Here is a 24,152-nt window from a genome sequence, read left to right on the forward strand (position 1 = left end):
ATGAAGTTGTTATTGGTTATTCTGGCCGGACATTTGTGCCTGTGCCTGCTGGACTAGGCGCTTAGTAATTTCTCCGCCCACAGATCCGTTAGCCCGGGATACAGTATCAGAGCCTAATTGAACACCAAATTCCTGGGCAATTTCATATTTTACCTGGTCCATGTATTGTTCAATCCCAGGAACTAAAAGCTTATTGCTGCTTCTTGCCATTGTATTCAACTCCTTTTTATTGGTCTTACAGAGTTTATCTTCCCTCTGTATTTGTAGTATGAATTAAAAAGGGAGTTTCATAAGTGGTAATATTTCGGCATAAGCAATTTCTTTACTTTTTTTTATCAACAGCAGCTTCCAGAAGAATATCTGCAATATGAACGGCTTTTACGTTTCCTGATAAACCTTCACGTTCTATCCCCAGCTTCATCTGCAGAAGACAGCCCGGATTAGAGGTCACAATTACTGCTGCATCTGCCGACTTGGCCTGAATCATTTTATGATCAAGTATCTGCATTGACATTTCAGATTCAACAATATTATAAATACCGGCAGAACCGCAGCATCTGTCTGCATCCTTCATTTCCCTGAATTCGATGCCTTTAATTGAATTCAGAAGGGTGCGCGGGGCTGTTGAGGTTTTCATGACATTGCGCAAATGACAGGAATCCTGATAGGTTATAATCTGCCCTGGCAGCTCAAGATTAACTTTTTTGTGGAATTCTAGTTCGTATAGAATCTCGCTGATATCTTTGAGCTTTTGAGAAAAATTTACAGCTCGTTCATGCCATTCCCGGTCATCTTTAAGAAGATGGCCATAGTCAATAAGGAATGCTCCACATCCACCTGCATTTGTAATAATATAGTCTGCGTCCAGCTTCTCAAAAGCCTCTATGTTCCGCTTTGCCAAACTTTTAGCCGTCTGTTTTTCACCGCTATGGCCATGAAGAGCGCCGCAGCAGGCTTGATTTTGAGAAATATGAATTTCACATCCTGCAAGCTGAAGAAGTTTTATTGTCGCATTATTGGTCTCCAGGAACATCGTATCCATTAGGCACCCAGTAAAAAAAGCGGCTTTTTTTATAGGTTTATCTGCTGAGAGATATGATGGCCTATTTTTCATTTCTTTTAATTTTGGCACTTGAGGAAGTACCTTTTCCATGGCCGTGAGGTTTTTTGGAAGCCAATTCAGCATTCCTGTTTTTCTGGCGGCCAATTGCAGACCTGAACGCTGATAAAAGCCCAATAGCCCGGCAGCTGCCCTCATTCTGTTCTGGTGGGGGAAAAGCCCATTAAAGACCAAACTGCGAACCGCTTTGACCGGAAGCGAGTGTTTCTTATTCTGAATAATAATATCTCTTGCTTCTTCCAGCAAGTGCCCATATTTTACTCCTGAAGGACATACAGGCTCGCAGGCCCGGCAGCCCAGGCAAAGATCAAGAGATCTCTCTACGTCTTCATCCGGTTCAATTAATCCGTCTGCAACAGCTTTCATTAACGCGATCCTGCCCCTTGGAGAATGTGTTTCTTTAAAGCCTGACTCGACATAGGTGGGGCAGGAAGGGAGGCAAAAGCCGCAGCGCATGCAATTCAGCAGCTCATCTTCATTCATTCGGTTCTTAAATTCTTCCTGAATGATTGTTTGTTCTTTTAATGTTGTCATTGGGCAACCACCACTCGTTTTCTGTCATCCTTGGCAAAAATTTTGCCGGGATTAAGAATGTTATTGGGGTCTAAAGCAGTCTTAACAGCTTTCATTGCATCAATGCCAGCCTGGCCAAGTTTCAGTTCAAGATAGGGAGCTTTCATGACCCCTACTCCATGTTCGCCTGTAATAGTCCCTCCAAGTTCAATTGCCTTGATAAAAATCTCTTCAAAAGCATTTTCAACCCGTTCCATTTCATCTTTATCCCGTGCATCTGCAGGGCAGGTCGGATGCAGGTTTCCATCACCGGCATGGCCAAATGTACAGATGGAAAGTCCGTATTTTTTTGAAATTTCACTTATTGCTTTTACCATGTTGGCAATTTCAGATCTTGGCACTGTAGCATCTTCAAGAATGGTTGTCGGCTTAAGGCGCGCAAGGGCGGATAATGCGGCACGCCTTGCAGTCCGCAAGGCTTCTGCTTCCATTTCAGAATTTGCAAGCTGTACAGATACAGCTCCTTGTTTCTTGCAGATTTCAGCCATCTTCTGCATATCTTTTTCCACGACCTCAATAGGACCATCCTGTTCAATAAGAAGGACAGCTTGGACATCGGTTGGCAATCCAATTTGGGCAAAATCCTCAACTGCTTTTAATGTAGGCTGATCTAAAAATTCAAGGGTGGCGGGTATGATTTTGTCTGAGATGATTTTTGAGACTGATTTTGCAGCTTGTTCGAGATCCTGATATAATGCGAGCATTGTCTTTTTTGACTCAGGAAGCGGGATTAATTTTAATGTTGCTTCCGTAATGATCCCCAAAGTTCCTTCAGAGCCAACCAGCAGTCTGGTAAAATCATATCCTGCTACATCCTTCGCAAGCTTGCCGCCGGTTCTAATAATGTCGCCGCCTGCAAGTACAGCTTCCAGCCCCATCACATAGTCCCTTGTAACTCCATATTTCAATCCACGCAGTCCGCCTGAGTTTTCATTTATGTTTCCTCCGATTGTGCTTATTTTCATCGAACTTGGATCAGGAGGATAAAAGAGCCCTCTTGCTTCAACCTCGTTTATCATGTCAAGCGTGATGACACCAGGCTGTACTGTAACCGTAAGATTTTCTTCATCGATTTCAATGACCTTATTCATATGCTTAAACAGGAGTACAATTCCGCCTTCTGTAGGACAGGTGCCTGCACATAAATTGGTGCCTGATCCCCTTGGCACGATTGGAATTCCTGAGCTGCTGCAAATATTGAGGATACTGGATACTTCCTGAGTATTTCGCGGACTGATGACTGCATCGGGCATCGATTGGAAATTTGGAGTAGCGTCATATGAATAGACGAGGCGCCCTGCTTTGGAGTCATCATAATTTTCTGCGCCGACAACGGCAATTAATTTTTCTTTTATTTGAACGTCAACCAAATGGATCCACTCCTTTAATGGAAGCTGGCAATATCTATTTCTTTAAGTATAAAAAAACAGGGAGCGCCCTGCTATGGTTAACTATACAAATATTTATGGATACTTTAATTGTTTTTTGTACCTTCCTCTAAAAGTTTAATCGCGATGTATAATTTCATTAAATCATTCAAATTGGATGTATATAGGCCGGAAAGATCCGATATTTTCTTGAGTCTGTAATGAAGGGTGTTAATATGTATATGCAAAGCTTCAGCAGTATTTTTCAAAGAGTGATTTTGCCTGAACAGTTCCTGAAGGGTTACCATAAGATCCTGTTCATTCATGAATGTCCCGATCGTTCTTTCAATGAAGTCCTTTTTAGTTTCTGGAGAGAGATCATCAAATATCATTTCAATGGTCAAATCCTGATCAAATATGATGGTGTCCCGGTCTTTTGCGATTTTTAAAGCTCGTTCTGCCTGCATAAATGAGTCGGAAAGGCAGAAGGGAGGCAATGGTTTACCGGTGCCAATACTTACTTCAGCAGCCAAAAGGTTTTCAAGAAAACGATGGAAGCGAGTGACCCTTTCTCTTAACCTATTTTCTTTTTTTGCTGAAGAAATACCTGATAAAAGTACAATCCGGTTGTTTCCCCAGCGAATTAGAATATCATGCGGACCCGCTTCTTTCCAGGATAAAATTCTATTCCAAAGATCCCTATGAAGCAATTGGCTATTTTGCCTGAATTCTGCGATGGAAACCTGTCTGTCCACAGCCAGATTAATTTTCAGAAGATGAGCCCGTTCTTTGAAGGCAGGATCCCATTCTTTTGCCTGCAGCCAGTCAAACATAAAACCTTCCAGTGCACGAGCCTGCCAATCGAACTGCTCTGCAAAGTAACTCTCACTGATAAATAACTCTGTTAGTTTGCGGATGATTTCCGCGAATGGGGAAATTTTATCGGGGTTTCCGGTTATGCCAATAACACCAACTGTTTCCCCTTTAAAAAAGATCGGCAGATTAATGCCGGCTTTTACACCTTGAAGGCGCGACTGATCCTCCCTGGTAATAATCAGCTTTTCTTTATTTTTTATGCAAATCAGTGCCCCTTCATGAAAACTGCCTATTCTGCCTGCATCTGTACTTGCAATGATCCCCCCGCAGGTATTGGCAACTATGATATCTTCCTGAAGAAACTGACGCACTTCAGCTATAATTTTTTCAGCCAGGTCAGGCAACAACATGTCATATCTCCCTTTGATTTTTTGACTTTATTATATATAAATAAAAAACTTCCTGCGAATTTTCTAATATCCCTTTTAAAAACCGGGTATATTCATTATGATAAGGGTTAGAAAAATTTTGAAGGGGACAGGTATGATATGTGGAAAGACGTAAGAAATTGGCTGGATAAACTAACACCTGCCCAAGTAATATCCGGATATTATTTATTGGCAGTATCTGTATCGGTACTTTTATTAAAAATACCGGCTGTACATAAACCAGGAGTGGAGGTTGCATTTATTGATACGGTTTTCACGGCTGTCAGTGCAGTAAGTGTGACCGGTCTTTCTGTAGTTGATATATCGGCAACATATAGTGTTTTTGGTTATTTTGTCATCATGTTCATCCTTCAGTTTGGCGGAATAGGGATCATGGCGCTTGGCACATTCTTTTGGCTCCTGCTGGGCCGCAAGATTGGATTAAGAGGGCGCCGCCTCATCATGGTTGATCATAATCAATATGCCTTGTCCGGCCTGGTCAATTTAGTAAAAGAAATCATTAAAATTATATTAGTGATTGAAACGCTTGGTGCGCTCATATTGGGTTTTCATTTTCTTAAATATTATCCTGCATGGGATGACGCATTCCTGCACGCGCTGTTTGCATCTGTCAGTGCAACAACCAACGGGGGCATGGATATAACAGGAGCCTCTCTTAAACCTTATGCCGGCGATTATTTCGTGCAGCTGATCAATATTATTCTGATTACTTTAGGAGCTATAGGTTTTCCTGTTCTTATCGAATTAAAGCAATATCTATTTAGGAATAAATGGGACCAGGAACCATCTTTTCGCTTTTCTTTATTTGCAAAATTGACGACCGTTACATACGCCGCCCTTCTTGTGTTTGGTACGGTTATTTTGCTCATCATGGAATTCAATCAATATTTCAAAGACATGAATTGGCATGAAAGCTTCTTTTATTCATTCTTCCAATCCGCTACCACCCGGAGCGGCGGTTTATCAACGATGGATGTTAATGAATTTACAATGCCTACTCTCATCATAATGAGTATTTTAATGTTCATCGGGGCATCACCGAGTTCTGTCGGTGGGGGCATCAGGACGACTACCTTTGCAGTGAATATCCTTTTTATATATCACTTTGCCAAAGGAAATCGGGATATAAAAATATTTAAAAGAGAAATTCATGAAGATGATATTCTGAAGTCCCTTGCTATCACATTGCTAGCTATTGGAATGTGTTTTCTCTCTGTAGTCATTTTAAGCATTACAGAAAAGCAGATGGAGCTAATTGAAATCATTTTCGAGGTCTGTTCAGCTTTTGGTACTACGGGGCTATCGTTAGGAATCACACCGGAATTATCAATGATCGGAAAATGTATCATAATGGCCTTAATGTTTATTGGAAGAATTGGATTAACTTCCTTCTTATTTATTATAGGCGGCAAAGAAAAACAGCCGAATTTTCATTATCCTAAAGAGCGTGTTATTATTGGCTAAAAAAGCAGCCCGGAAGATTATTCCGGACTGTTTTTTTTGTATCCCTTCACCTATACGGCTGGGCTTTTCTTATTAATCCGTCCCGCGGCTGACATCTTTAGTAGGATGCATGAATGGGTAGCCTTGAGGCGGCTTTTTGCTTTCAAGGAGTTCTTTGTTTTCCGTTGTATTCCAGCCGATATCATTTGTCGGATGAATCCAATCCTCACCTGCCATCACTGCAGGATCTGTTTCATCGCTCCAGTTTTCCAGCGGTGAACTGTCCGAAGAATAATAACTGTCCCCAATGGTTACGCCAAAAGAATTCGTGAAAGGCGGCTGAAGTTTCATGCCTGTGTCTTTAAAGCTCGGTGCTTCTATTTGATGTGGAAGTGTCTCATCAATGCCAATGCTTCTGTTATCTTTATTCCTTTTATTAGTCATATCGCTCATTCCTTTTTACTCTATTTTTTGCACCGCAGTAAAATTTATGATTGTAAAATAAGGAAGGCTCAGATAGGAATGAAACTGTGTTTTTTACTAAAAATAAAGCTGTGTTAAACCTGAAAATGGATTTAGCACTATGAAATATATTTCAGGAGGAGATTGGGATGGCCAAACGAAAAGCTGAGTATAATGCCGTTGAAAAATACAGCAAGACGCCTAAAAAGAATCTTCAGGAATCTGAGTTTTCAGCAGAATTCAGCCAGGGCGAGAATCCCATGAAAATGGCTAACCGCAACTCCAAGCATGGGAGAGAGGGAAGAGCCTAGTGGATCATAATAAACCACGAAAAAAAGGACGGCAAAATGGCTCGGCCAATGTAGAATTCGGTATGGAGTTTGGTGATATAAATGCCGGAAAACTTTATGAGCTGCCATTTATGAACCGTGATAAAGATAAAAAGAAAGATCGGGATAAATGTTAAAAAACCGGCAGATTCCTGCCGGTTTTATCAATCATGTATAGGGCCGGTAAAGATGGAAACCTTTTCTGAGCTTGAGTCGAAATAGGCAAGCAGAACTGAGTCTCTCTTTTCAATTATTCCATCCTTAATATATTTTTCAATATCAAAAGATAATCTTTCACTTAAGGTATGTTTGTATATTTCTTTTTCATTCAACTGAAGGCTTAAGAAGCCTTCACCCAGATGGATTGGATTTTCAAGCAGAGACTGGTAAAGCTTTGATCTCTCGGATTTTTCAAAGCTAGGCTGCCACCAGGGTTTTCTTGGCTTGTATTTTTGCTTTGAAATATAGTCAAACTTCATAAGGCCTTCTGCTATATCCAAATCAGCAATTTTTTTTGATTCCAGGAATTCAAAAAGACGTTTGAAAAGATCCTCAAGCTGATGGCCGATTCTGGACCATCCTTTTTGCTCCCAATAACTGCCGAATTCCTGGAAGAAATCGAATGGAGTCGGAAATACCTTTGTAACCAAATATTCAATAATCGCATCCATTCTATGATCATTCCAATACTTCTCTAAAACATCTTCAACCTGCTTAATGCGAATGATATCATCAAAGGACAAAACATTATTTCCAAGTATTTCATATGGAGAATGGTCCATATAAATATATTGATGATCTTCTGCTCTCAATCGAAGCCCGGTGCCTCTCAGCATTTTTAAGAAGCCGAGCTGAAGCTCTTCGGGCCGCATTGCAAATACATCATTGAATGTTCTTTTGAATGAATCATAATCTTCCTCAGGAAGCCCGGCAATTAAGTCAAGATGCTGGTCAATTTTCCCTCCATCCTTTACCATTGTGACCGTTCTGCAAAGCTTGTTAAAGTTCTGCTTCCTCATGACCAATTCATTTGTATAGTCGTTTGTAGATTGCACACCAATTTCAAATCGGAATAATCCTGCTGGAGCTTCCTTGTTTAGAAATTCAATCACTTCCGGTCTCATGATGTCGGCAGTGATCTCAAATTGAAAGACAGTACCAGGCAGATGTTCATCGATTAAGAATTGGAACATTTCCAAAGCATAACTGCGGCTAATGTTGAATGTGCGGTCCACAAATTTAAGGGTTTTTGCACCATTCCTCATTAAATATCGGATGTCGTCCTTGATTTTTTCCCTGTCGAAGTATCGCACACCTACTTCAATAGAGGAAAGGCAAAACTGGCAGCTGAATGGGCATCCCCGGCTGGTTTCTATATAAGTGACCCGTTTAGAAAGGTGGGGAATATCTTCATCAAATCGGAATGGTGAGGGAAGCTCACGCAAATCCAGCTTATTCCGCTGAGGATTAATACGAACCTGGCCATTTTCCCTGAAAGCAAGACCATGCACATTTTCCATATTCATTGTGCCATTCAGCTCTGTCAGCAGCTGTTTGAACGTTTCCTCACCTTCTCCGATAACAATGTAATCAAATTCTTTTACATTGTTCATCCAATCCGCAACATCATAGGTCACTTCAGGTCCTCCGACTGTAATATGAATGGAGGGGTCAATCTTTTTTATCATTTTAATGACCTTAATGGTCTCTTCGATATTCCATATATAGCAGCTGAATCCGATCACATCAGGTTTTTTGCGGACCAGATCTGTAACGATATTCATTACCGGATCTTTAATTGTATATTCGGCTAATTCCACATCGAAATCAGGCTGAGCGTATGCCTTTAGATAGCGGATCGCTATATTTGTATGAATGTATTTGGCATTAAGCGTACTGGCGATAACTTTCATTTATTTTTGAACTCCCTTTTTAGCAACTTAAACATCATATAATTGTATCATATTTTTTAATGAAAAAAAGGAAGTAAAACATTGACATATGATCTGTAAGGTGAATTATACTAATTATTATAATATTTATAAAAATTCAACAATTTGTATTATAACTATAGTAAGATAGTAGAAAAATACAATATCTAGCTGGGAGAGGGAATGAATGAAGGTAAGTCTTTTTGCAACATGTCTTGTAGATATGTTTCAGGGAAATGCAGGCAAAGCAGCTGTTGAACTGCTTGAACGCCTGGGATGTGAAATAGATTTTCCGGATGAACAGGTCTGCTGCGGCCAGCCTGCCTACAACAGCGGCTATGTGAAGGAATCAAAGGAAGCCATGAAAAGGATGATCACAGCATTTGAACATGCAGAATATGTTGTTTCCCCTTCTGGATCTTGCGCCTATATGTTTCATGAGTATCCGCATGTTTTTAAAGGCGACTCTGTATGGGAACCCAAAGCAAAAAGGCTTGCTGAAAAGACATACGAACTTACTCAATTTATCGTTGAAGTTCTAAACGTTGACGATGTCGGGGCAAAGTTAGAAGGTAAAGCCACCTATCATACCTCCTGCCATATGACCAGGCTTCTTGGGGTAAAAGAAGCACCTATGAGGTTATTAAAAAATGTAAAGGGCCTGGAATTCGAAGAGCTTCCCGGCAAGGAGCAATGCTGCGGTTTTGGCGGTACTTTCTCCGTGAAAATGGCTCAAATATCTGAACAAATGGTAGATGAGAAGGTTGGGCATATAGAGGAGACAGAAGCAGACATTCTCATTGGAGCTGACGCAGGGTGCCTGATGAATATTGGAGGCAGGATCGGTAGGCAGGGAAAACCAATAAGGGTTATGCATATTGCTGAAGTGTTAAATTGCCGATAAGCCATTAATGGTCATGCTTTCTTGCAAAGCAGGAAAGACAGTTTTGAACGTTGATAATTGTCTTGCGTAAGAGCCTGCCCCTCGTGTGTCAGGTAAGGTGCTTGCGCTTTTCTAAAGGGGGAATAGAAATGGCTATGAAAATAGGAACAAACGACTTTAAGGATCGTGTAGATTCCGGGATAAGCAATTCCTTTATGAGAGGGGCAGTTTCAGGTGCACAGGAAAGGCTTCAGACAAGAAGGCTTGATGCTGCCGCAGAACTTGGAAATTGGGAAGAATGGCGGTCGCTATCAGAAGAAATTCGCCAGCATGTACTTGAAAATCTTGATTTTTATTTATACCAGCTCAGCGAAAATGTAGCTAAAAGGGGAGGGCACGTTTATTTTGCTGAAACTGCTGAAGAAGCCTCTGCCTATATACGGGAAGTAATTGAAAAGAAGAATGCAAGAAAAGTAGTTAAATCTAAATCGATGGTAACCGAAGAGATTCATTTAAATGCCTCACTGGAAGAGGCCGGATGCCAGGTCATTGAAACTGATTTGGGGGAATACATCCTTCAGGTGGACGACCATGATCCCCCTTCACATATAGTGGCGCCTGCCCTTCATAAGAATAAAGAGCAGATTCGTGATGTTTTTGCAGAAAAACTGAACTATCAGAACACAGAAAAGCCGGAAGAACTTGCGTGGCATGCGAGAGAAATGCTGCGCCACGAATACTTAACCGCCGATGTTGGCATTACGGGCTGCAACTTCGCTGTGGCTGAAACAGGTTCAATCACATTAGTGACTAACGAAGGCAATGCAGATCTTGTCACTGCCTTGCCTAAGACGCAAATTACGGTAATGGGCATGGAAAGGCTGGTCCCGACTTACGAGGAAATGGAAGTGCTTGTAAGTATGTTGACAAGGAGCGCTGTTGGACAAAAGCTTACGAGCTATATTACTGTTCTGACAGGTCCAAAAGAAGAACTCGATGTCGATGGTCCTGAAGAATTCCACCTGGTTATAGTAGATAATGGCCGCTCTTCGATTTTAGGGGGAGAGTTTCACTCCATTCTCCAATGTATCCGCTGTGCTGCTTGTGTAAATGTTTGTCCCGTATATAGGCATGTTGGCGGCCATTCCTACGGATCCATTTATTCAGGCCCGATTGGAGCGGTTCTGTCACCCCTTTTAGGCGGCTATGATGATTATAAGGAATTGCCTTATGCATCAACACTTTGCGGAGCCTGTACGGAAGCCTGTCCGGTCAAAATCCCTCTTCATGAACTTCTTCATAAACACCGGCAGGTAATTGTCGAAAAAGAAGGAAGGGCTCCCATATCGGAAAAAATGACCATGAAGGCTTTTGGGCTGGGAGCTGCTTCGCCGTCCCTTTATAAACTGGGGTCAAAGCTGGCACCGGCAGCCATGAATCCATTTACCGCCGGCGACAAAATTACAAAGGGACCAGGCCCCTTAAAGGCCTGGACAGAAATCAGGGATTTTCCAGCTCCTAATAAAGAAAGGTTTCGCGATTGGTTCAAAAACCGGCCGAAAGGAGGCGGACAGCAGTGAAGGGAACCATTCAGAATCGAGATGCTTTTTTAAATAAAATTGCAGGCAGATTGGGCAGAGAAAAAAGAGTTACTGGAGTAGAAAGACCAAAATGGAGCTATAACCCGCAGGATGCAGTCTTGAAAGAAGCAGATGCTGATGAGCTTCTTGAAGCATTAAAGACACAGTGTACGAAAATCCACACTGATCTTGCTGTAACCAATGCTGCCAATTTGACGGAAACGCTTAAAGAAATTGTAGCCCAGTATGGCGGGGGTCCAGTTGTGACCTGGAAGGATGACCGCTATAAACAGTTTGGGCTTACACCGCTATTTAAGGAAATTTGGCCAAAAGAGAAAGTGGAAGTATATGAATGGGATTATTCTGAAGAAGGAAGAAATATTGAATATGCAGAACATGCCAACATCGGCATTACGGTCAGTGAAATAACTCTCGCTGAATCCGGCACAGCAGTCTTGTTCAGCAGTAAGGATCACGGACGGACAGTCAGCTTTCTCCCTGCTGCTTCAATCATCCTTATTCCGAAGAGCACCCTGGTCCCGCGTATGACACAGGCTGCAAGGATCATTAGGGAAAGGGTAAACTCAGGGCAGCTGGCACCTTCCTGCATTAATTTCATTACTGGGCCAAGCAACTCCGCTGATATTGAGATGAACCTCGTTGTTGGTGTACATGGGCCTGTTAAGGCTGCGTATATTGTTATTGAAGATTTATAAAGCCTTAGACACCCGGCATCCTGGTTTGTAAGTACGAGAAAAAACGCCAACTTTTGTTGGCGTTTTTTTCTGAAAGCGTCCCAGGCGAGATTCGAACTCACGACCTACAGCTTAGGAGGCGGTCTTACTTATCAGGAACAACTTTGAAGAACTTGGATAAACCCTTGTTAAATCAACATTTTTGAACTACGAACCAGATTGAGATGGTTAGAATTTGAGGCTTCATGATGAGTTTCGACCCCAAATCGACCCCATAGACTCAATTTAACTATTTATTTGAGAGTTGCAAATCATTCTGCTTATCTCCAAAAACTCCTTCAAAACTTCTTCTAATATATCTTAATCAATAATGTGATAGTAAATATTTACATATAATACTATAATAGACATACAAAATAAATATTGGGGGAAGAAATGGGTAAAAAAGTTGCATTTTTATTATTTTTATTTCTTTTGATTTTTGTTACAAATTCTTATGCACACGGGGGAAGAACCGATGCTAATGGTGGCCACAATTGTAGCCCTAAATCACAGGCAAAAGGGCTTTGTAGCGGGTATCATTATCATAATGGAGGCAGTTCATCAACCGGGGGATCAACAACTACTACCAGTCAGCCGGCAACAACGAGAAATGATAAAAATTGTTCTGATTTTGCTACTTATGATGAGGTTATCGATTATTGGAATTCCAAAGGATATTCAGCTACTTATGATCCAGAAAACTTAGATGGTTGGGGAAATGGGCAGGTTGATGACGGAATCCCTTGTGAAGCGCCGGGCGGATATGACAAAACCAAAATCAATAACAGTCCTGAACAAATCCAATTTAAACAAGAACAAGCCGATGCCGAAAAAGGAGAAAATCAAGGGTATAAACAAGGGTTAAAGGATGGTTATGCTGAAACGGATGCTAGCGATTCTACATCCGAAGGTTCAGAGGAGTTTATATCTGGTTATTCAACAGGCTATAACAAAGGTTACGAGGAAGGTAAACAGAAAATTACAACAGATAAAACTAAAGCAACAAATGATGGTTACGCTCTAGGTAAAAAACAGGATAAGATTGCAATTCCTGATGCATATTCAAATCACCCAGGTTTAAAATCATCCTTTGAAAGCGGCTTTAATAAGGCTTTGTCAGAGAAAATTGAAACTAAGAAAAAAGAATATCAAGAATTAGGATATAAAAATGGCAAAGAGGATACTCACGCCCCTCCTAAAGACAAAGAGGATGTTTATGTAAAGGCATACCAAGAAGGATACGAAAAGGCACAAGCGGAATTGAAAGATAAGTATTTTAATATGGGATATGAAACTGCCTTTACACATTTGGAATTTAAGGATCCAGATCTCCCAAACGATAAATTTACACAGTGGTACAAAGAAGGATTCGATTCTAACGAAGAAATACAGGGAATTAAAGATGCCGGATACCTTCTGGGAGAAAAGGGCGAAAACTATTCTCTCCCTTCCGAATATAAAAAGGGTGAAGAAATATTTAAGCATTATTATCAAGAAGGATATAAACAATACGAAGAGGAGAAAAAACAAAATCAAGCTAGCGCAGCTGGCGGTATCGGGATAGCGGCACTTAGTTGGTTAGGCAGAAGACTCTATGTTGCTAAAAAAATGATTAGTTAAGGAGGCTTGAAATGGGGATTTATCAAACCGTTTGTTATAAAGTCGAAGATATTTTTATTAAATTATTAGCCAAAAAGGATGATCCTGCTGCTGTTAAAGCGAAAGTAGACCAATATAGAACTGAAAAAGAACGTGCCCGCCTTCAGCGAAAAGAGGAAAAAGCTCAAAAAATTGAAGAACAAAGAGAAATTCGAGCTCAACAGCAACAAGAAAAAGACAGGATAAAAAGAGAACAACAAGAGCAGGAAAGAAGAGAAATTGAACACATCATCTCTAATTTAATGGAAAATAAAGGCCAAGACTATTCTTCTTATGAATTTAATGAGATTAAGAGAAACAAAGTGTTCTTTCAATCCCTTGCTCAACGTGTTCTTGAACCTAATGAAAAAGTTTTGACGTTTATTTTTTGTGAATATGATAAGAGCAGCAAACAAGAAATAAAGGGCTATTTAATACCAACTAATAAAAGAGTTATTTTTATAACCAAAAATTTAAATTATATGGATAAGTTTAGATACCAGACTATAATTAATGTCAATTGGTTTAAAGATGGATTGCTAGAAAGAGGCCTTAAAATACAATATGGTAAGAGAAGATTAGAATTTGATGAGATGTTCGACCAGGAACAAATGAAAAGAGTAGGAAATATTATTTTAAATAATTCTACTAGGAAGGTTGTATAAGGGTTTTTCCTTTTGGGAGAGTTACCGACCAAGATAACCAAAAAATTAAATTTCATTTGAATCAGGAAAAATCGCATACTAATTCCATTTTAAATGCACCAAAATGACAGTCCTTTTGAATTTGTAAATGGCATTTAAAAAAAGCAAAACTCGCCTGGGGGAAATGGCGAGTTTTCTTTATTATAAATTCAAATCTTTAACCAATGCACCCGTTATTTAATAACAGCAACTTTATATATTCTAAGCCTTCTTTTTAAAAATACCGTCAAAGTGACTTGCAGCTGTTTTATCTGCTTCTTCCAATACGTGACCATAGATGTTCATAGTGGTTGAAATATCAGCATGACCTAACCTTTCGCTGATAACCTTGGCGTGTACACCTTCATTTATTAGCAGGGTAGCGGAGGTATGCCTAAGATCGTGAAAGCGTATATGTTTAAAATCATGTTTTTTGGTGAATCTGCGCCACCATTGACCGATACTGTCTGGACGGATCGGTTTGCCGAATTCATTCCCAAAGATGAAGAAGTGATTGGGCCATTCCCAGAGGTCACGTACTTTCCATTTATCATGCCGGCTAGTTAACTCTAGTTTTTTTAACATATCAAGTAATTTTTCAGGAACACTAACTGTTCGGTCTTTACCGGTTTTAGTTCCTTTTATCTGAACTCCTTTACCCTTAATCTCTGTAATAGCTTGCTCGATTCGAATAGTTCCTTTTTCAAAGTCAACATGTTTCCACTCAAGTCCAGCAATTTCACCTTCTCTGGCTCCGGTCGAAACTGCCAGGAGGATAAGCGTTTTCCAAAACAGGGGCTTGTCATCAAGAAGCTGCATTAACTGGCTTAACTCCTCCTTTGAATAAACCTCTGATTTTTTTGCTTTTCCATTTGGTGGCTTTGCTCCCATAGCAGGATTTTCTTTAATTAACTTCCATTTATAGGCGCAAGAGAGGATATTGTTAAAAGCCTTATAGCAGTTCAGTACAGCAGATGCAGAAAGTTTCCCATCTTTTCCATCCAGGCGCTGGCCGTTCTTTTTAAGATCATTAATAAAATTTACAACATGAATAGTTTTGATGTCTTCCAGTTTAAAATGTCCATATTTCGGAAGGATTCGCTTTTGCAAGATACTGATATAATTTTGCAAGGTATCAGGTGAAAGAGTATCTTTAGCGTGTTTTTCTAGCCATTGAGGAAAAAAGGCATTTAGGGTCATTTTATCCTCAGCTTTAAAATATTGACCTGTTAATATTTCAGCCTCAAATAGGGTGAGTAGCTTTTTAGCTTCTTTCATATTTTTAGCTTTTACAGTTCTTCTTTCTCTAATGGGTGTTCCTTTTTCGTCATAACCTAAAATTACTGTTAAACGATAGCTACCATTACCGCGATTTTCAACATTAGCCATTTGTTAACCTCCTATAAGAATGTATGTTCTGTTTTAGTTGAAAAGAAAAGCCCAAAAGGGCATATTAATCATTTTATTAAATTTAAGAAAGCACTTTCGTTTATTATATTTATGTTTATACCTTCTTTAATAAGGGAGTATGCTTTTTCTTCTTTTGTACTTATTCCCTTTGTACCAACTAAAGATTTATCCTGAATTCCAACCACAAGATAATCTGTTTTCTTACTCACTCCAGATTTTATAATTGCCCCTAAATCAACAGCTTTTTGCATTGCTTCATTCCGACTTATACTTTGTAAGTCACCTGTGAAAACAATATTTTTCTCGAATAAAACATGTGTCTCATCAAAATTTTCAACAGTAGCAGCGATTTCTGAAACTCGAATTTTACTAAACTTCTTCCTTTTAGTGAAAGTCTCTTGTGGTTTCAATTCTGAAAATCTCTTGACTGGAATACTGCTATAAGTGCTGCAATAACTCATAAGGTTTTTTCTGTTTTTCATCCTGATGCAGGTAGTTACCAGTTCTGCACATGCTCTAGCATCAGAGAGGGCATTATGGTGATTATTTAATGCTATGTTGAAATATGCCAATCTCTCCTCTAGGCTTTGACCAATTCCTTGACCTCTACATGCTCGTGTACTAATTGGAATGCTGCAAATATATTCAAAATCCGGAAGGGGAATCTGGTACTTCTTTAAAGCAGCATGCAATACACTCATATCAAATTGCGCATTGTGTGCAACAATGGTAGTGTCTTGAAAATAATGTTTGATTAATTCCCAAACCTCATCGAAATTTCTTGCGCCCAATACATCTCTTGGAGTGATACCATGTATTGCGCTAAAGCTTTCATCAAATTTAAGGTTAGGAGGTTTGATTAAGTAATACTTTTCATCAACTATTTGATTATTTTCTACAATTGCCAAGCCAACAGAGCATGCGCTATATAAATTTTCATTTGATATTTCAAAGTCAATTGCAATAAAGTCCATTTATGTCTCCTTTCTCATCCAAAGAAATATTAGTTTTGTTACTGATTAAAAGAAATAGTCGAATACCGGCATTATTTATCTTTTTCTTCAATTAAACCTAATTTACTATCTATAGATGTAATAGCAACTAGTGCTGTTAACATCTTTTGGTCGGCTAATTCCACAGATTTTTTAGCCTCTTCCATTCTGGATTCAAGGTCAGCTACGCCATTAATCGCTTGTAAGATTGCGTTAGCTGCGTTACCTCTGTAATTCGTTGCCAAAGACATATTTACTCTGTATTCCTCCAATTGCTCTTGATACTCGGGATTGATGGATTTAGAATCAATTGCACTTATTCGTTTTGATAGTTCACTATACTTTTCACTTACGATTTCCATATCATCTTTTAAACTAACAATATCAGGTTGACCATTTGCAGTAGAAATCTTCTCCCAGGATGACTGCCAATTTTCAGTCCATATGCTATCAAACTCTTTAGTGATCTCATTAATTTCGGGTCTTATTTCATTAGTGTAGACATCATCGGTGATAACATCTGCCTTTTTATTTGTCTCTTCCTTAGCAGTCTCTTCAGAATTAGTTTCTTTTTTCTCTACGTTCTCTTCTTTAGGTTGATTTGAAGCTTGTTCATCGTCATTTCCGATATCAATAATTAAGGCAATAATAACAATTGTGAACAAACCAATCAGACCAAAACATCCTAGTTTTAAAAATTTCTTCATGAAGCTTTCCTCCCGAAAAATATAAATTTATGTATAAATGGGTTATTATCCCAACTAAACGTTAAATAAAAACACGCTATTGGCGTGGTCATAAGGATTTGATTAAATGTACCTATTTAGTGATTAAATTTTTTTAAGTGAGCAACTTCTCTTGGCACACCATATATTTCTGCAATTTCATAGATTGAAAGATGCGAATCTTTAAATTCACTTAGACATTCGTCTGGAAGTAACAACTCTACAGCGAATTGACTTGCTTGCCTTTCGTATTTGCTTTCTGGAAAGAAAGTACTCTTTTTAAGAAATGAAGCATTATGTTTGGGGTGAAGAACCGAATGACCTAATTCATGTCCCATGACAAAATTACGGACTTTGCCTAAGTTGTTATTTATGAAAATAAATTTATTTTTCCTTTCATATTTGTACATTCCCTGGACTTCATCCGTAAAATCCCATGGCACAACATGAACACCAAGTTTCTCAGCGATTAGAAAAGGATCTCTTGTCTTGAATTTCTTAATTAATCTTTGAACTTCAGCAACAATAAAATCCTTCATCTAATCAGTCCTGTTTATCACGATATTTCTTTGGAATATACTTTTTGTTAATTCTGGTGGCTTGTCTAATTGCATATTCCATGGCATCCATGATTGATTCCTTTGCTTCCTCGCTAATCGGTTCCCCCATTAACATATAGCCGTCATCTTCAGAAAGGTCTTGCCGAATTTTCTCCATTCTTTTTGCAATGTCTTTTTCGTCTTTGTTTTGCAAATTTGCATTTGATTTTTGGAAATCAGACCTGCCTAATAGATAATCTGTCTCCACTTCATAAAGATCTGCAAGCTTTTTTAGAGTTTCAGTATCTGGGTCTCTGTAATCCCGTTCATAATTTGATAGGACTGTATTGGTTATTCCAATTTTCTGAGCAACAAAGATTTGAGACCAATTTCTTCTCTCTCTTTCTGCTTTTAAACGCTTGCCTAATGACATATTCCATCTTCCTCATAATGTTAAATTATTTAATAATAAAATCATAACAAGATTTCACGCTACGTTAAATAAAATCCACAAAAAGTTGAATATATTTATTGACTTTCACGAAAAGTGGATTTATAATCAAAACATAAAGTTTCACGTTACGTGGAAAGGTGGTGATAACTTGCACTTAAATGAATGTATTAGAAACTATAGAAAATCGAAAGGAATTTCTCAAAAACATATAGCTAAGGAGCTTAACATCAGTGTTTCAGGGTACAACATGAAAGAACTTGGTAAGAGGCCTATAAATACTGACGAACTACAAATAATAGCAAAATCATTAGGTGTATCTCCTTCATATTTTTTTGAGGAGGAGTTACACGTAAAGTGTAATAGAACTACAGCTTAATAGGAGGTATATAAATGGATCTCAAAAAGCTAATAGCACAGGATCATTTCAAAGTGCAGCGAAAAACACTCACAGCTCAAGAGGTGGCTGATTATATTGGTGTCCATCCTGACACGATTTATACGATGGTCCGAGAAAAGCAAATCCCGCATTTCCGGGTTAGGCGAAGAATTTTCTTTTCCCTGGAAACGATTAATGCTTGGATGCGAGACCAAGAACAAAAAAGTCTGGAGGCGATGTAAATGAATCAATTGCAGCCTATTTGCCAGAGAGGTAAGCGAGTATTAACTACCACTCAGCTTGCAGAGGCTTTTGGTACAGAAGCAAAAATTATTAACCGAAACTTTCAAAGAAATGCCGATCGGTATGTTCAAGGCAAACATTATTTTGCCTTATCCGGAGAAGAATTACGGGAATTCAAAGGGTCACGTCAATTTGACGACAGCCTTAAATTTACTTCTATTCTCTATCTCTGGACTGAAAAGGGAGCTTGGCTCACTAAATACCGAGCAGGCATGGGATGCTTACGAAAGGCTAGTCGATGAATACTACACGATTAAAGAAGACATTGTTCCTCTATCAAAAGATCAGGCTCTTGTCACAGTGCTGAGAACAACTGCAGATCTTATGGAGGATACTCAAACCATTAAAGCTGAACAACATAAAATCAGAAAGCTAGTCTATGAGATTGATCATAAAGTCGAAGAGCATATCACTCTATCCAGTGGCGAACAACGCCGTGTGCAGAAAGGAATTGCTCAAAAGGTTTATGAGCTGGAAAGTAATCCAGAGTTCCGATCAAAGCTCTTCAGGGAACTACATCGGGAAATCAAGGACCGTTTTGGTGTAGCAAGTTACAAAGACATTAAAAGGAAGGAGCTTCAATCAGCACTCAGCTACATAGAAAACTGGTTTCCTAGAAAAGTTTCATGAGCGAAGGCACCTTACGAAGCTGCCAGGCTTAAAAAGATTCGGTGCACTTCCTTTCATCTATTAATTTTAATAGCAATCTATTAATTTGTCGGTTCCATACTGGAACCTTTCCAAAATGGAACATAGAAGGGAGGGAGAAAGGATTGACTTTCGGCGCAGTATTGAAAGCATGCCGGGAGCGAGCAGGTCTTACCCAGGAGGAAATCGCAGAAAAGCTTCATCGTTCACGGAGTTGTATTTCAAAATTTGAAACAGATAAAAAAACACTGGATGTCGCTACTTTAATCAAGTGGGCAGATGTTACATCAGCTAAAGATGTGGCATGTGCCATTGTGACAGGGGTAGATCCAGTGATGATATTGCAGCAGTTAATGCCGTTGATAGGAGGAATAATCCAATGGTTCTAACCAGAAAAGAGAAGCTGGAACAATTAATTAGGAAATTGAAGAGCCAAGGAGTCAAGATTGATTGGGCTGTGAGGATCCGTACTCCAAAGGAGGGTTCATGAATGGACTTGGGTTATGTCTTAGCTATGATTTTTGGAACCTATTTTATTTTCATTATGGGAATTTTAATTGGAGATTTTACTTCAGATCAAAAAGAAAAGCAGTAAGCTCACCACAGCTCACTGCCACTAAATATTCGATAATCCTATTCTACCACCACTAGAATTGGGCGGCAAGAACCTTTGTTCCTGCCGCGATAAGTCGGAACGAATATCTACCATTCCCCCATCATCTACGTTTCGGCTTATCGCGGTGTGAATAAAGCACCTAATACATAGAGAGGAGGATAAAAATGAATCATCCTATAATCGAACAGATTGAGCGTTCCGGATATCCGAATATGGCAGCACAGCCTGAACATGTAGGAATTGATTACTTTGGTGACGAGATCCTTGATGGTGACGACATAGTGGAATATGACGGTGTAATCATCTTGAAGGACAACTTGGATCGGTTCTTAACAGAAGTCATGGAATTTGAATTTAGAACAGCATAAAAAATGACTCCTGTTGGCGCAGGAGTCGATAATGATTGGCTAATTATTTAGTACCATCATTTTAGCATATAGGCTATTGGCGGTAAAGGGGGGGGACTAGAATTGGCATTAAACAATGCAGTTCATACAAAGGATATGAGCCGGTTTGAATGGCTGCAAGAACGGGCTAAAGGAATCGGCGGGAGTGATGCTGGAATCATTCTTGGAGTTAATAAATTTCGTTCACCGTTTGAGCTTTGGCTTGAAAAAACAGGGCAGGTCGAACCACAGGAAACTGATAATGAAGCAATTTACTGGGGAAATCAAATGGAAAATGTGGTTGCCAAGGAGTTTGAAAAGCGTACAGGTAAAAAAGTCCGCCGTACAAATTTCATGTACAGTCATCACAAGTTTCCTTTTATAAAAGCAAACGTTGACCGTTTAGTTGTTGGAGAATCAGCGGTTTTGGAATGCAAGACAGCCAGTGCGTATCTCGCTAAAGAGTGGGAAGGCGAAGAAATACCGGCAAGCTACCTTGCGCAGCTCCAGCATTATCTCGGAGTTACAGATAAGAAAAAGGGCTATATCGCTGTCCTTGTCGGTGGCAACAAGTTCATCTGGAAGGAAGTAGAGCGAGACCAGGAGCTTATCGAGATGATTTTCAATGCTGAAAAGCATTTTTGGGAATATCACGTACTGCAAGGTCATGCTCCGGAACTAGATGGATCCAGTGCAGCTGAGAAGTATTTGAAAGAGAAGTACGATCGTGCTGAGAAGGATAAAGAAATTGTCCTTCCATCTGTTTATAAAGATTTGCTGGTTCAATATGAGAAAGTGAAGTCCGATGAAAAGCTGATTAAAACTGCAAAAACGGAAATTGAAAACAAATTAAAAGAAGTATTGAAAGATGCTGAAACAGGTATAACAGATCAATTTATAGTCACTTGGAAAAATCAGAATAGAAAAAGTGTGGATTCGAAAGCCCTGAAAGAGAAGTTTCCGGACATTTACAAAAAAGTTTTGAAAGAATCCTCGTTCCGAAAATTCGCTGTAAAGGAGATTAATTGATGGCGACCAATACAGATTTGAAGAATCAATTAGCAAATAGGCAGGAGACTGCAGCAAAGCAAGTATCAGCCCAATCACTTGGACTTAAAAGTCTACTAAATACACCAACAATGCAAAAGAAATTCGAGCAGGTATTGGCCAATAAAGCTCCGCAGTTTATGGCTTCCGTTCTTAATTTGTATAACGGAGATCCTGGCCTAAGAGAAGCTGAGCCTATGTCCATAGTGTCCAGTGCAATGGTTGCTGCATCTCTCGATTTACCAGTTGATAAAAACTTAGGTTACGCCTGGATTGTTGCTTTTTATGATTCTAAAAAGGGGTATAAGGCAGCCCAATTCCAGCTGGGATACAAAGGATACATTCAGCTGGCACTAAGAAGTGGCCAGTACAAGGCCATAAATGTAATACCGGTATATGAAGGAGAACTCCTAAAGTGGAATCGTCTAACGGAGGAAATTGACCTAGATTTGGATGCCAGGAAAAGTGACAAGGTCATCGGTTACTGTGGCTACTTTAAGTTGGTCAATGGCTTTGAAAAAACGGTCTATTGGACCAGAGATGAAGTAGAGGTACACAGAATAAAGCACAACAAGGCAAAAGACAAGAAATCTCTTAATAATGTTTGGCGTTCTGATTACGATGCCATGGCAATGAAAACAGTTCTTAGGAACATGTTAGGCAAATGGGGTATCTTGTCCATCGATATGCAAAAAGCATTCACAGAAGACGAGCAGGAGCGTGAAGTAAAAGATATTACGGATGATGCAAATGAATATGAAGAGCCTATTCAATTTGATCCACCAAGCCAAGAAGACCAAGAATCAGCTGCTGAACCAGAAATTATTGATGTGGATCAAAAGAAAAAAACTAGCAAAAAGATGTCCGCCCAGGAATCACTGGACATAGATTTCGAAGATGCAGAGTAATAAGACAAATGTCCTCCTTCCAGGATGGATCTGGGAGGAGGCAAGAGATAAAGAACATTTGAAAAAGCTTGTCCTACAGTATATGCGTCGATATCCGGATTACAAAGTAAAAGGCGTTAAAAACGGATTTGCTGTGTGCGAGAGAAGTTAATTTCATGGGGAGGAGGTACAAAGGTGCAAGGCTGGATAAAGCTTCATAGGAAGATACTTGAGAACGAAATATGGCATGATGTCACCACTTTTCGACTTTTTACATTGCTGCTTTTGCAAGCTGTTCACAAGGACGGGGTTAAGGTAAAAGGCATTGAATTAAAGAGAGGTCAGTACCTCCGTTCCTATTCTAAGTTAGCGGAAGATCTCGAATACAAGGAAAAAAGAGGATTTAAAAAAGTTTCCAAAAGCACGGTTTTACGTTCGGTTAAGAAATTAGTTGATGAAGGAATAGTTTCCGTTAACGAAACGGATTACGGAACGGTGTTCACCATCCTTAAATACCACGAATACCAAGGGTTTGACGATGATAACGAAACGCCAATCGAAACGGATAATGAACCTTTATCCAAACGAAATCGAAACGTTATCGAAACGTTATCGAAACAAGAACAAGAATTAAAGAATTTAAGAATTAAAGAATTAAATACTTCTACTAAGGATCCAGTGGATGTCATTGCGGAAAAATTTATCGATTTACGAACAGCTAATGAAGGACGTTCTGTTTACCCAACAACAAAAGATTATGAAGCAATCGCCCGGATTGTCGCCCGTGGTATGCCGTTGCCACAAACAATCAAATTGCTTGAACAGTGTTTTGCTGAATATAAAGAACGTCAGCCAAATGGAGCCATTAAAGCCTTCGGTTACTGTGAAAAATACATTATGGACCATTATGAAGCCTTAGTAGCAAGAGAACAGGCGAAAGAGGCAGCTAAAAACGTTAAGCCTTTTAAAAACACTAATTCTTATAAACCTAAGGGTATGCGATCCAAGCCAATACGGACGGAAATGCTGCCAGATTGGTTTGACGATGAGGACCAACAGGATGAAAAGCCTAAGCTTTTAAAGAATGAGCAGCAGGAACTTGCTAAGAAGAAAGCAGATTTGCAGGAAAAACTAAAACTATTAAGATCGGGGAGTTGATACTATGGGGATCCTTTATGAATCCGTTATGCAGCAGAAAAGGAATATCCTCATCAAGAGATTATCAGAATTGAATATTTCTAGAGCTCAATCCGGAAAAAGCATTGATGAATGTGATTACGAGGAACTGAAATATGAGCTTGTACTGGCATCCTTTCGGGAGATTGATGCGGAGGCTGCACAAAATAACTGGTTTTGAAGGGAGATATGAAAAATGACTATCACAAATGTTAAGTTAGTTACTCGCTGTCCAAAATGTCTGTCCAAGGGGACTGTGATTGGCCATCGAAATAATCTTTTATTACTTGAGTGCAGGGACTGTAATAAACGCTGGAATACTTATTCCAAGACTTGCAAGATTTGTGGAAAGCCAAATTATTTCTACGTTGAGGGTCCCTGCGTTAAATGTTATTCAGAAAAACATAATGCCGTCTGAAGTTAATAAAATCGAAATGCAGAAGTTTTAGAGTGATGAGCAGATATAATGGCTTTACACTTAGGGCAGGTGACATTATCTACTTTTTTAAATTGAATCTTCTTAAAATCACTTCTTGTAAATGTAGAAAAGACATGGTATTTAACGCCACATAAGCAATAGTT

The 24,152-nt window shown here is 39.4% G+C and carries 30 protein-coding genes; 19 read left to right on the forward strand and 11 right to left on the reverse strand.

Annotated features, from left to right (window positions below; translation table 11 throughout):
* Nucleotides 1–9: 9 nt before the first annotated feature.
* The 4 genes from ACR42H_RS08070 to ACR42H_RS08085 form a co-directional block, all read right to left on the reverse strand.
* Nucleotides 10–210 carry an alpha/beta-type small acid-soluble spore protein gene (locus ACR42H_RS08070; protein ID WP_009331086.1) on the reverse strand — a complete coding sequence of 67 codons (201 nt, stop codon included), beginning with the start codon at nucleotides 208–210 and terminating at the stop codon, nucleotides 10–12.
* Between the two features lie 112 nt (nucleotides 211–322).
* Nucleotides 323–1,654 carry a (Fe-S)-binding protein gene (locus ACR42H_RS08075; RefSeq protein ID WP_436375470.1) on the reverse strand — a complete coding sequence of 444 codons (1,332 nt, stop codon included), beginning with the start codon at nucleotides 1,652–1,654 and terminating at the stop codon, nucleotides 323–325.
* Entirely contained in the window at nucleotides 1,651–3,063 is a 1,413-nt protein-coding gene (gene glcD, locus ACR42H_RS08080) for a glycolate oxidase subunit GlcD (RefSeq protein ID WP_113883248.1), read from the reverse strand. Before glcD ends, ACR42H_RS08075 begins: the two co-directional genes overlap by 4 nt.
* A 104-nt stretch (nucleotides 3,064–3,167) precedes the next feature.
* The gene (locus ACR42H_RS08085; protein ID WP_436375472.1) at nucleotides 3,168–4,286 is read right to left on the reverse strand and encodes a CdaR family transcriptional regulator; all 1,119 of its coding nucleotides are present in this window, start codon (nucleotides 4,284–4,286) and stop codon (nucleotides 3,168–3,170) included.
* A 138-nt stretch (nucleotides 4,287–4,424) separates the two neighbouring features.
* Here ACR42H_RS08085 and ACR42H_RS08090 point away from each other — a divergent pair, with 138 nt between their 5' ends.
* A complete protein-coding gene (locus tag ACR42H_RS08090; RefSeq protein ID WP_436375474.1) occupies nucleotides 4,425–5,789 on the forward strand; it encodes a TrkH family potassium uptake protein in 1,365 nt (454 codons plus the stop codon).
* Between the two features lie 72 nt (nucleotides 5,790–5,861).
* Here the strand turns inward: ACR42H_RS08090 and ACR42H_RS08095 are convergent, their stop codons facing one another.
* Nucleotides 5,862–6,212: a DUF3905 domain-containing protein gene (locus tag ACR42H_RS08095; protein WP_436375476.1), complete on the reverse strand. Its 351-nt coding sequence runs from the start codon at nucleotides 6,210–6,212 to the stop codon at nucleotides 5,862–5,864.
* 167 nt (nucleotides 6,213–6,379) lie between these two features.
* Between ACR42H_RS08095 and ACR42H_RS08100 the strand changes: the two genes are divergently transcribed.
* Together ACR42H_RS08100 and ACR42H_RS08105 are read left to right on the forward strand one after the other, a co-directional pair.
* Nucleotides 6,380–6,541 carry a hypothetical protein gene (locus ACR42H_RS08100; protein WP_166672519.1) on the forward strand — a complete coding sequence of 54 codons (162 nt, stop codon included), beginning with the start codon at nucleotides 6,380–6,382 and terminating at the stop codon, nucleotides 6,539–6,541.
* Entirely contained in the window at nucleotides 6,541–6,696 is a 156-nt protein-coding gene (locus tag ACR42H_RS08105; RefSeq protein WP_243508204.1) for a hypothetical protein, read from the forward strand. The genes ACR42H_RS08100 and ACR42H_RS08105 overlap by 1 nt, the downstream gene beginning before the upstream one ends.
* 27 nt (nucleotides 6,697–6,723) lie before the next feature.
* Here the strand turns inward: ACR42H_RS08105 and ACR42H_RS08110 are convergent, their stop codons facing one another.
* Nucleotides 6,724–8,472: a B12-binding domain-containing radical SAM protein gene (locus ACR42H_RS08110; RefSeq protein WP_436375478.1), complete on the reverse strand. Its 1,749-nt coding sequence runs from the start codon at nucleotides 8,470–8,472 to the stop codon at nucleotides 6,724–6,726.
* A gap of 205 nt (nucleotides 8,473–8,677) precedes the next feature.
* Between ACR42H_RS08110 and ACR42H_RS08115 the strand changes: the two genes are divergently transcribed.
* The 5 genes from ACR42H_RS08115 (at nucleotide 8,678) to ACR42H_RS08135 (ending at nucleotide 13,993) form a co-directional block, all read left to right on the forward strand.
* Nucleotides 8,678–9,394 carry a (Fe-S)-binding protein gene (locus ACR42H_RS08115; RefSeq protein WP_113883243.1) on the forward strand — a complete coding sequence of 239 codons (717 nt, stop codon included), beginning with the start codon at nucleotides 8,678–8,680 and terminating at the stop codon, nucleotides 9,392–9,394.
* Between the two features lie 128 nt (nucleotides 9,395–9,522).
* Entirely contained in the window at nucleotides 9,523–10,953 is a 1,431-nt protein-coding gene (locus ACR42H_RS08120) for a LutB/LldF family L-lactate oxidation iron-sulfur protein (RefSeq protein WP_009331076.1), read from the forward strand.
* Entirely contained in the window at nucleotides 10,950–11,669 is a 720-nt protein-coding gene (locus ACR42H_RS08125) for a LutC/YkgG family protein (protein ID WP_113883242.1), read from the forward strand. Before ACR42H_RS08120 ends, ACR42H_RS08125 begins: the two co-directional genes overlap by 4 nt.
* A gap of 414 nt (nucleotides 11,670–12,083) precedes the next feature.
* Complete coding sequence (locus ACR42H_RS08130; protein ID WP_206835663.1) at nucleotides 12,084–13,310, forward strand: YHYH domain-containing protein; 1,227 nt, start codon at nucleotides 12,084–12,086, stop codon at nucleotides 13,308–13,310.
* An 11-nt stretch (nucleotides 13,311–13,321) separates the two neighbouring features.
* Nucleotides 13,322–13,993, forward strand: a complete 672-nt coding sequence (locus tag ACR42H_RS08135) for a PH domain-containing protein (protein ID WP_206835665.1) — start codon at nucleotides 13,322–13,324, stop codon at nucleotides 13,991–13,993.
* Between the two features lie 240 nt (nucleotides 13,994–14,233).
* Here ACR42H_RS08135 and ACR42H_RS08140 read toward each other — a convergent pair whose 3' ends face one another.
* From ACR42H_RS08140 to ACR42H_RS08160, 5 genes are all read right to left on the reverse strand, one after another.
* Nucleotides 14,234–15,400, reverse strand: coding sequence for a tyrosine-type recombinase/integrase (locus tag ACR42H_RS08140; RefSeq protein ID WP_436375481.1), 1,167 nt, complete (start codon nucleotides 15,398–15,400; stop codon nucleotides 14,234–14,236).
* 68 nt (nucleotides 15,401–15,468) lie between these two features.
* Entirely contained in the window at nucleotides 15,469–16,395 is a 927-nt protein-coding gene (locus tag ACR42H_RS08145; protein WP_206835669.1) for an exonuclease domain-containing protein, read from the reverse strand.
* Nucleotides 16,396–16,466: 71 nt separating this feature from the next.
* Nucleotides 16,467–17,120, reverse strand: coding sequence for a ribonuclease (locus tag ACR42H_RS08150; protein ID WP_206835670.1), 654 nt, complete (start codon nucleotides 17,118–17,120; stop codon nucleotides 16,467–16,469).
* 116 nt (nucleotides 17,121–17,236) lie between these two features.
* A complete protein-coding gene (locus ACR42H_RS08155; RefSeq protein ID WP_206835673.1) occupies nucleotides 17,237–17,677 on the reverse strand; it encodes an ImmA/IrrE family metallo-endopeptidase in 441 nt (146 codons plus the stop codon).
* Between the two features lie 4 nt (nucleotides 17,678–17,681).
* Nucleotides 17,682–18,110, reverse strand: a complete 429-nt coding sequence (locus ACR42H_RS08160; RefSeq protein ID WP_436375483.1) for a helix-turn-helix domain-containing protein — start codon at nucleotides 18,108–18,110, stop codon at nucleotides 17,682–17,684.
* A 169-nt stretch (nucleotides 18,111–18,279) separates the two neighbouring features.
* Here ACR42H_RS08160 and ACR42H_RS08165 point away from each other — a divergent pair, with 169 nt between their 5' ends.
* The 11 genes from ACR42H_RS08165 to ACR42H_RS08215 all read left to right on the forward strand — a co-directional run bounded on the left by ACR42H_RS08165 (nucleotide 18,280) and on the right by ACR42H_RS08215 (nucleotide 24,019).
* The gene (locus tag ACR42H_RS08165) at nucleotides 18,280–18,507 is read left to right on the forward strand and encodes a helix-turn-helix domain-containing protein (RefSeq protein WP_206835679.1); all 228 of its coding nucleotides are present in this window, start codon (nucleotides 18,280–18,282) and stop codon (nucleotides 18,505–18,507) included.
* A gap of 53 nt (nucleotides 18,508–18,560) precedes the next feature.
* Nucleotides 18,561–18,749 (forward strand): helix-turn-helix domain-containing protein, encoded by a 189-nt coding sequence (locus ACR42H_RS08170; RefSeq protein ID WP_026041684.1) that lies wholly within the window; start codon nucleotides 18,561–18,563, stop codon nucleotides 18,747–18,749.
* Nucleotides 18,750–19,052, forward strand: coding sequence for an ORF6N domain-containing protein (locus ACR42H_RS08175; protein WP_436375485.1), 303 nt, complete (start codon nucleotides 18,750–18,752; stop codon nucleotides 19,050–19,052).
* An 82-nt stretch (nucleotides 19,053–19,134) separates the two neighbouring features.
* Nucleotides 19,135–19,440, forward strand: a complete 306-nt coding sequence (locus tag ACR42H_RS08180) for an ORF6C domain-containing protein (protein WP_436376878.1) — start codon at nucleotides 19,135–19,137, stop codon at nucleotides 19,438–19,440.
* Between the two features lie 143 nt (nucleotides 19,441–19,583).
* On the forward strand, nucleotides 19,584–19,847 hold the full coding sequence (locus tag ACR42H_RS08185; RefSeq protein ID WP_009330644.1) for a helix-turn-helix domain-containing protein: 264 nt from the start codon (nucleotides 19,584–19,586) through the stop codon (nucleotides 19,845–19,847).
* Nucleotides 19,848–20,232: 385 nt separating this feature from the next.
* Nucleotides 20,233–20,442, forward strand: coding sequence for a YqaI family protein (locus ACR42H_RS08190; protein ID WP_436376880.1), 210 nt, complete (start codon nucleotides 20,233–20,235; stop codon nucleotides 20,440–20,442).
* A gap of 135 nt (nucleotides 20,443–20,577) precedes the next feature.
* The gene (locus tag ACR42H_RS08195) at nucleotides 20,578–21,489 is read left to right on the forward strand and encodes a YqaJ viral recombinase family protein (RefSeq protein ID WP_436376881.1); all 912 of its coding nucleotides are present in this window, start codon (nucleotides 20,578–20,580) and stop codon (nucleotides 21,487–21,489) included.
* A complete protein-coding gene (locus ACR42H_RS08200) occupies nucleotides 21,489–22,415 on the forward strand; it encodes a recombinase RecT (protein WP_436375487.1) in 927 nt (308 codons plus the stop codon). Before ACR42H_RS08195 ends, ACR42H_RS08200 begins: the two co-directional genes overlap by 1 nt.
* Before the next feature lie 174 nt (nucleotides 22,416–22,589).
* Entirely contained in the window at nucleotides 22,590–23,552 is a 963-nt protein-coding gene (locus ACR42H_RS08205) for a hypothetical protein (RefSeq protein ID WP_436375489.1), read from the forward strand.
* A 4-nt stretch (nucleotides 23,553–23,556) separates the two neighbouring features.
* Nucleotides 23,557–23,751, forward strand: a complete 195-nt coding sequence (locus ACR42H_RS08210) for a hypothetical protein (protein WP_436375491.1) — start codon at nucleotides 23,557–23,559, stop codon at nucleotides 23,749–23,751.
* A gap of 79 nt (nucleotides 23,752–23,830) precedes the next feature.
* Nucleotides 23,831–24,019: a hypothetical protein gene (locus tag ACR42H_RS08215; RefSeq protein ID WP_206837716.1), complete on the forward strand. Its 189-nt coding sequence runs from the start codon at nucleotides 23,831–23,833 to the stop codon at nucleotides 24,017–24,019.
* Nucleotides 24,020–24,152: the final 133 nt, after the last annotated feature.

The sequence above is a fragment of the Cytobacillus sp. BC1816 genome (genome assembly GCF_051353635.1).
GTDB lineage: Bacteria > Bacillota > Bacilli > Bacillales > Cytobacillaceae > Cytobacillus > Cytobacillus oceanisediminis_C.

Excerpts from the sequence above, each read along its gene's own strand:
- ACR42H_RS08070 (WP_009331086.1), bottom strand. The coding sequence starts at position 210 with ATGGCAAGAAGCAGCAATAAGCTTTTAGTTCCTGGGATTGAACAATAC.
- ACR42H_RS08075 (WP_436375470.1), bottom strand. The coding sequence starts at position 1,654 with ATGACAACATTAAAAGAACAAACAATCATTCAGGAAGAATTTAAGAAC.
- ACR42H_RS08085 (WP_436375472.1), bottom strand. The coding sequence starts at position 4,286 with ATGTTGTTGCCTGACCTGGCTGAAAAAATTATAGCTGAAGTGCGTCAG.
- ACR42H_RS08090 (WP_436375474.1), top strand. The coding sequence starts at position 4,425 with ATGTGGAAAGACGTAAGAAATTGGCTGGATAAACTAACACCTGCCCAA.
- ACR42H_RS08095 (WP_436375476.1), bottom strand. The coding sequence starts at position 6,212 with ATGACTAATAAAAGGAATAAAGATAACAGAAGCATTGGCATTGATGAG.
- ACR42H_RS08100 (WP_166672519.1), top strand. The coding sequence starts at position 6,380 with ATGGCCAAACGAAAAGCTGAGTATAATGCCGTTGAAAAATACAGCAAG.
- ACR42H_RS08110 (WP_436375478.1), bottom strand. The coding sequence starts at position 8,472 with ATGAAAGTTATCGCCAGTACGCTTAATGCCAAATACATTCATACAAAT.
- ACR42H_RS08115 (WP_113883243.1), top strand. The coding sequence starts at position 8,678 with ATGAAGGTAAGTCTTTTTGCAACATGTCTTGTAGATATGTTTCAGGGA.
- ACR42H_RS08120 (WP_009331076.1), top strand. The coding sequence starts at position 9,523 with ATGGCTATGAAAATAGGAACAAACGACTTTAAGGATCGTGTAGATTCC.
- ACR42H_RS08130 (WP_206835663.1), top strand. The coding sequence starts at position 12,084 with ATGGGTAAAAAAGTTGCATTTTTATTATTTTTATTTCTTTTGATTTTT.
- ACR42H_RS08135 (WP_206835665.1), top strand. The coding sequence starts at position 13,322 with ATGGGGATTTATCAAACCGTTTGTTATAAAGTCGAAGATATTTTTATT.
- ACR42H_RS08140 (WP_436375481.1), bottom strand. The coding sequence starts at position 15,400 with ATGGCTAATGTTGAAAATCGCGGTAATGGTAGCTATCGTTTAACAGTA.
- ACR42H_RS08145 (WP_206835669.1), bottom strand. The coding sequence starts at position 16,395 with ATGGACTTTATTGCAATTGACTTTGAAATATCAAATGAAAATTTATAT.
- ACR42H_RS08150 (WP_206835670.1), bottom strand. The coding sequence starts at position 17,120 with ATGAAGAAATTTTTAAAACTAGGATGTTTTGGTCTGATTGGTTTGTTC.
- ACR42H_RS08155 (WP_206835673.1), bottom strand. The coding sequence starts at position 17,677 with ATGAAGGATTTTATTGTTGCTGAAGTTCAAAGATTAATTAAGAAATTC.
- ACR42H_RS08160 (WP_436375483.1), bottom strand. The coding sequence starts at position 18,110 with ATGTCATTAGGCAAGCGTTTAAAAGCAGAAAGAGAGAGAAGAAATTGG.
- ACR42H_RS08175 (WP_436375485.1), top strand. The coding sequence starts at position 18,750 with ATGAATCAATTGCAGCCTATTTGCCAGAGAGGTAAGCGAGTATTAACT.
- ACR42H_RS08180 (WP_436376878.1), top strand. The coding sequence starts at position 19,135 with ATGGAGGATACTCAAACCATTAAAGCTGAACAACATAAAATCAGAAAG.
- ACR42H_RS08195 (WP_436376881.1), top strand. The coding sequence starts at position 20,578 with ATGAGCCGGTTTGAATGGCTGCAAGAACGGGCTAAAGGAATCGGCGGG.
- ACR42H_RS08200 (WP_436375487.1), top strand. The coding sequence starts at position 21,489 with ATGGCGACCAATACAGATTTGAAGAATCAATTAGCAAATAGGCAGGAG.
- ACR42H_RS08210 (WP_436375491.1), top strand. The coding sequence starts at position 23,557 with ATGGGGATCCTTTATGAATCCGTTATGCAGCAGAAAAGGAATATCCTC.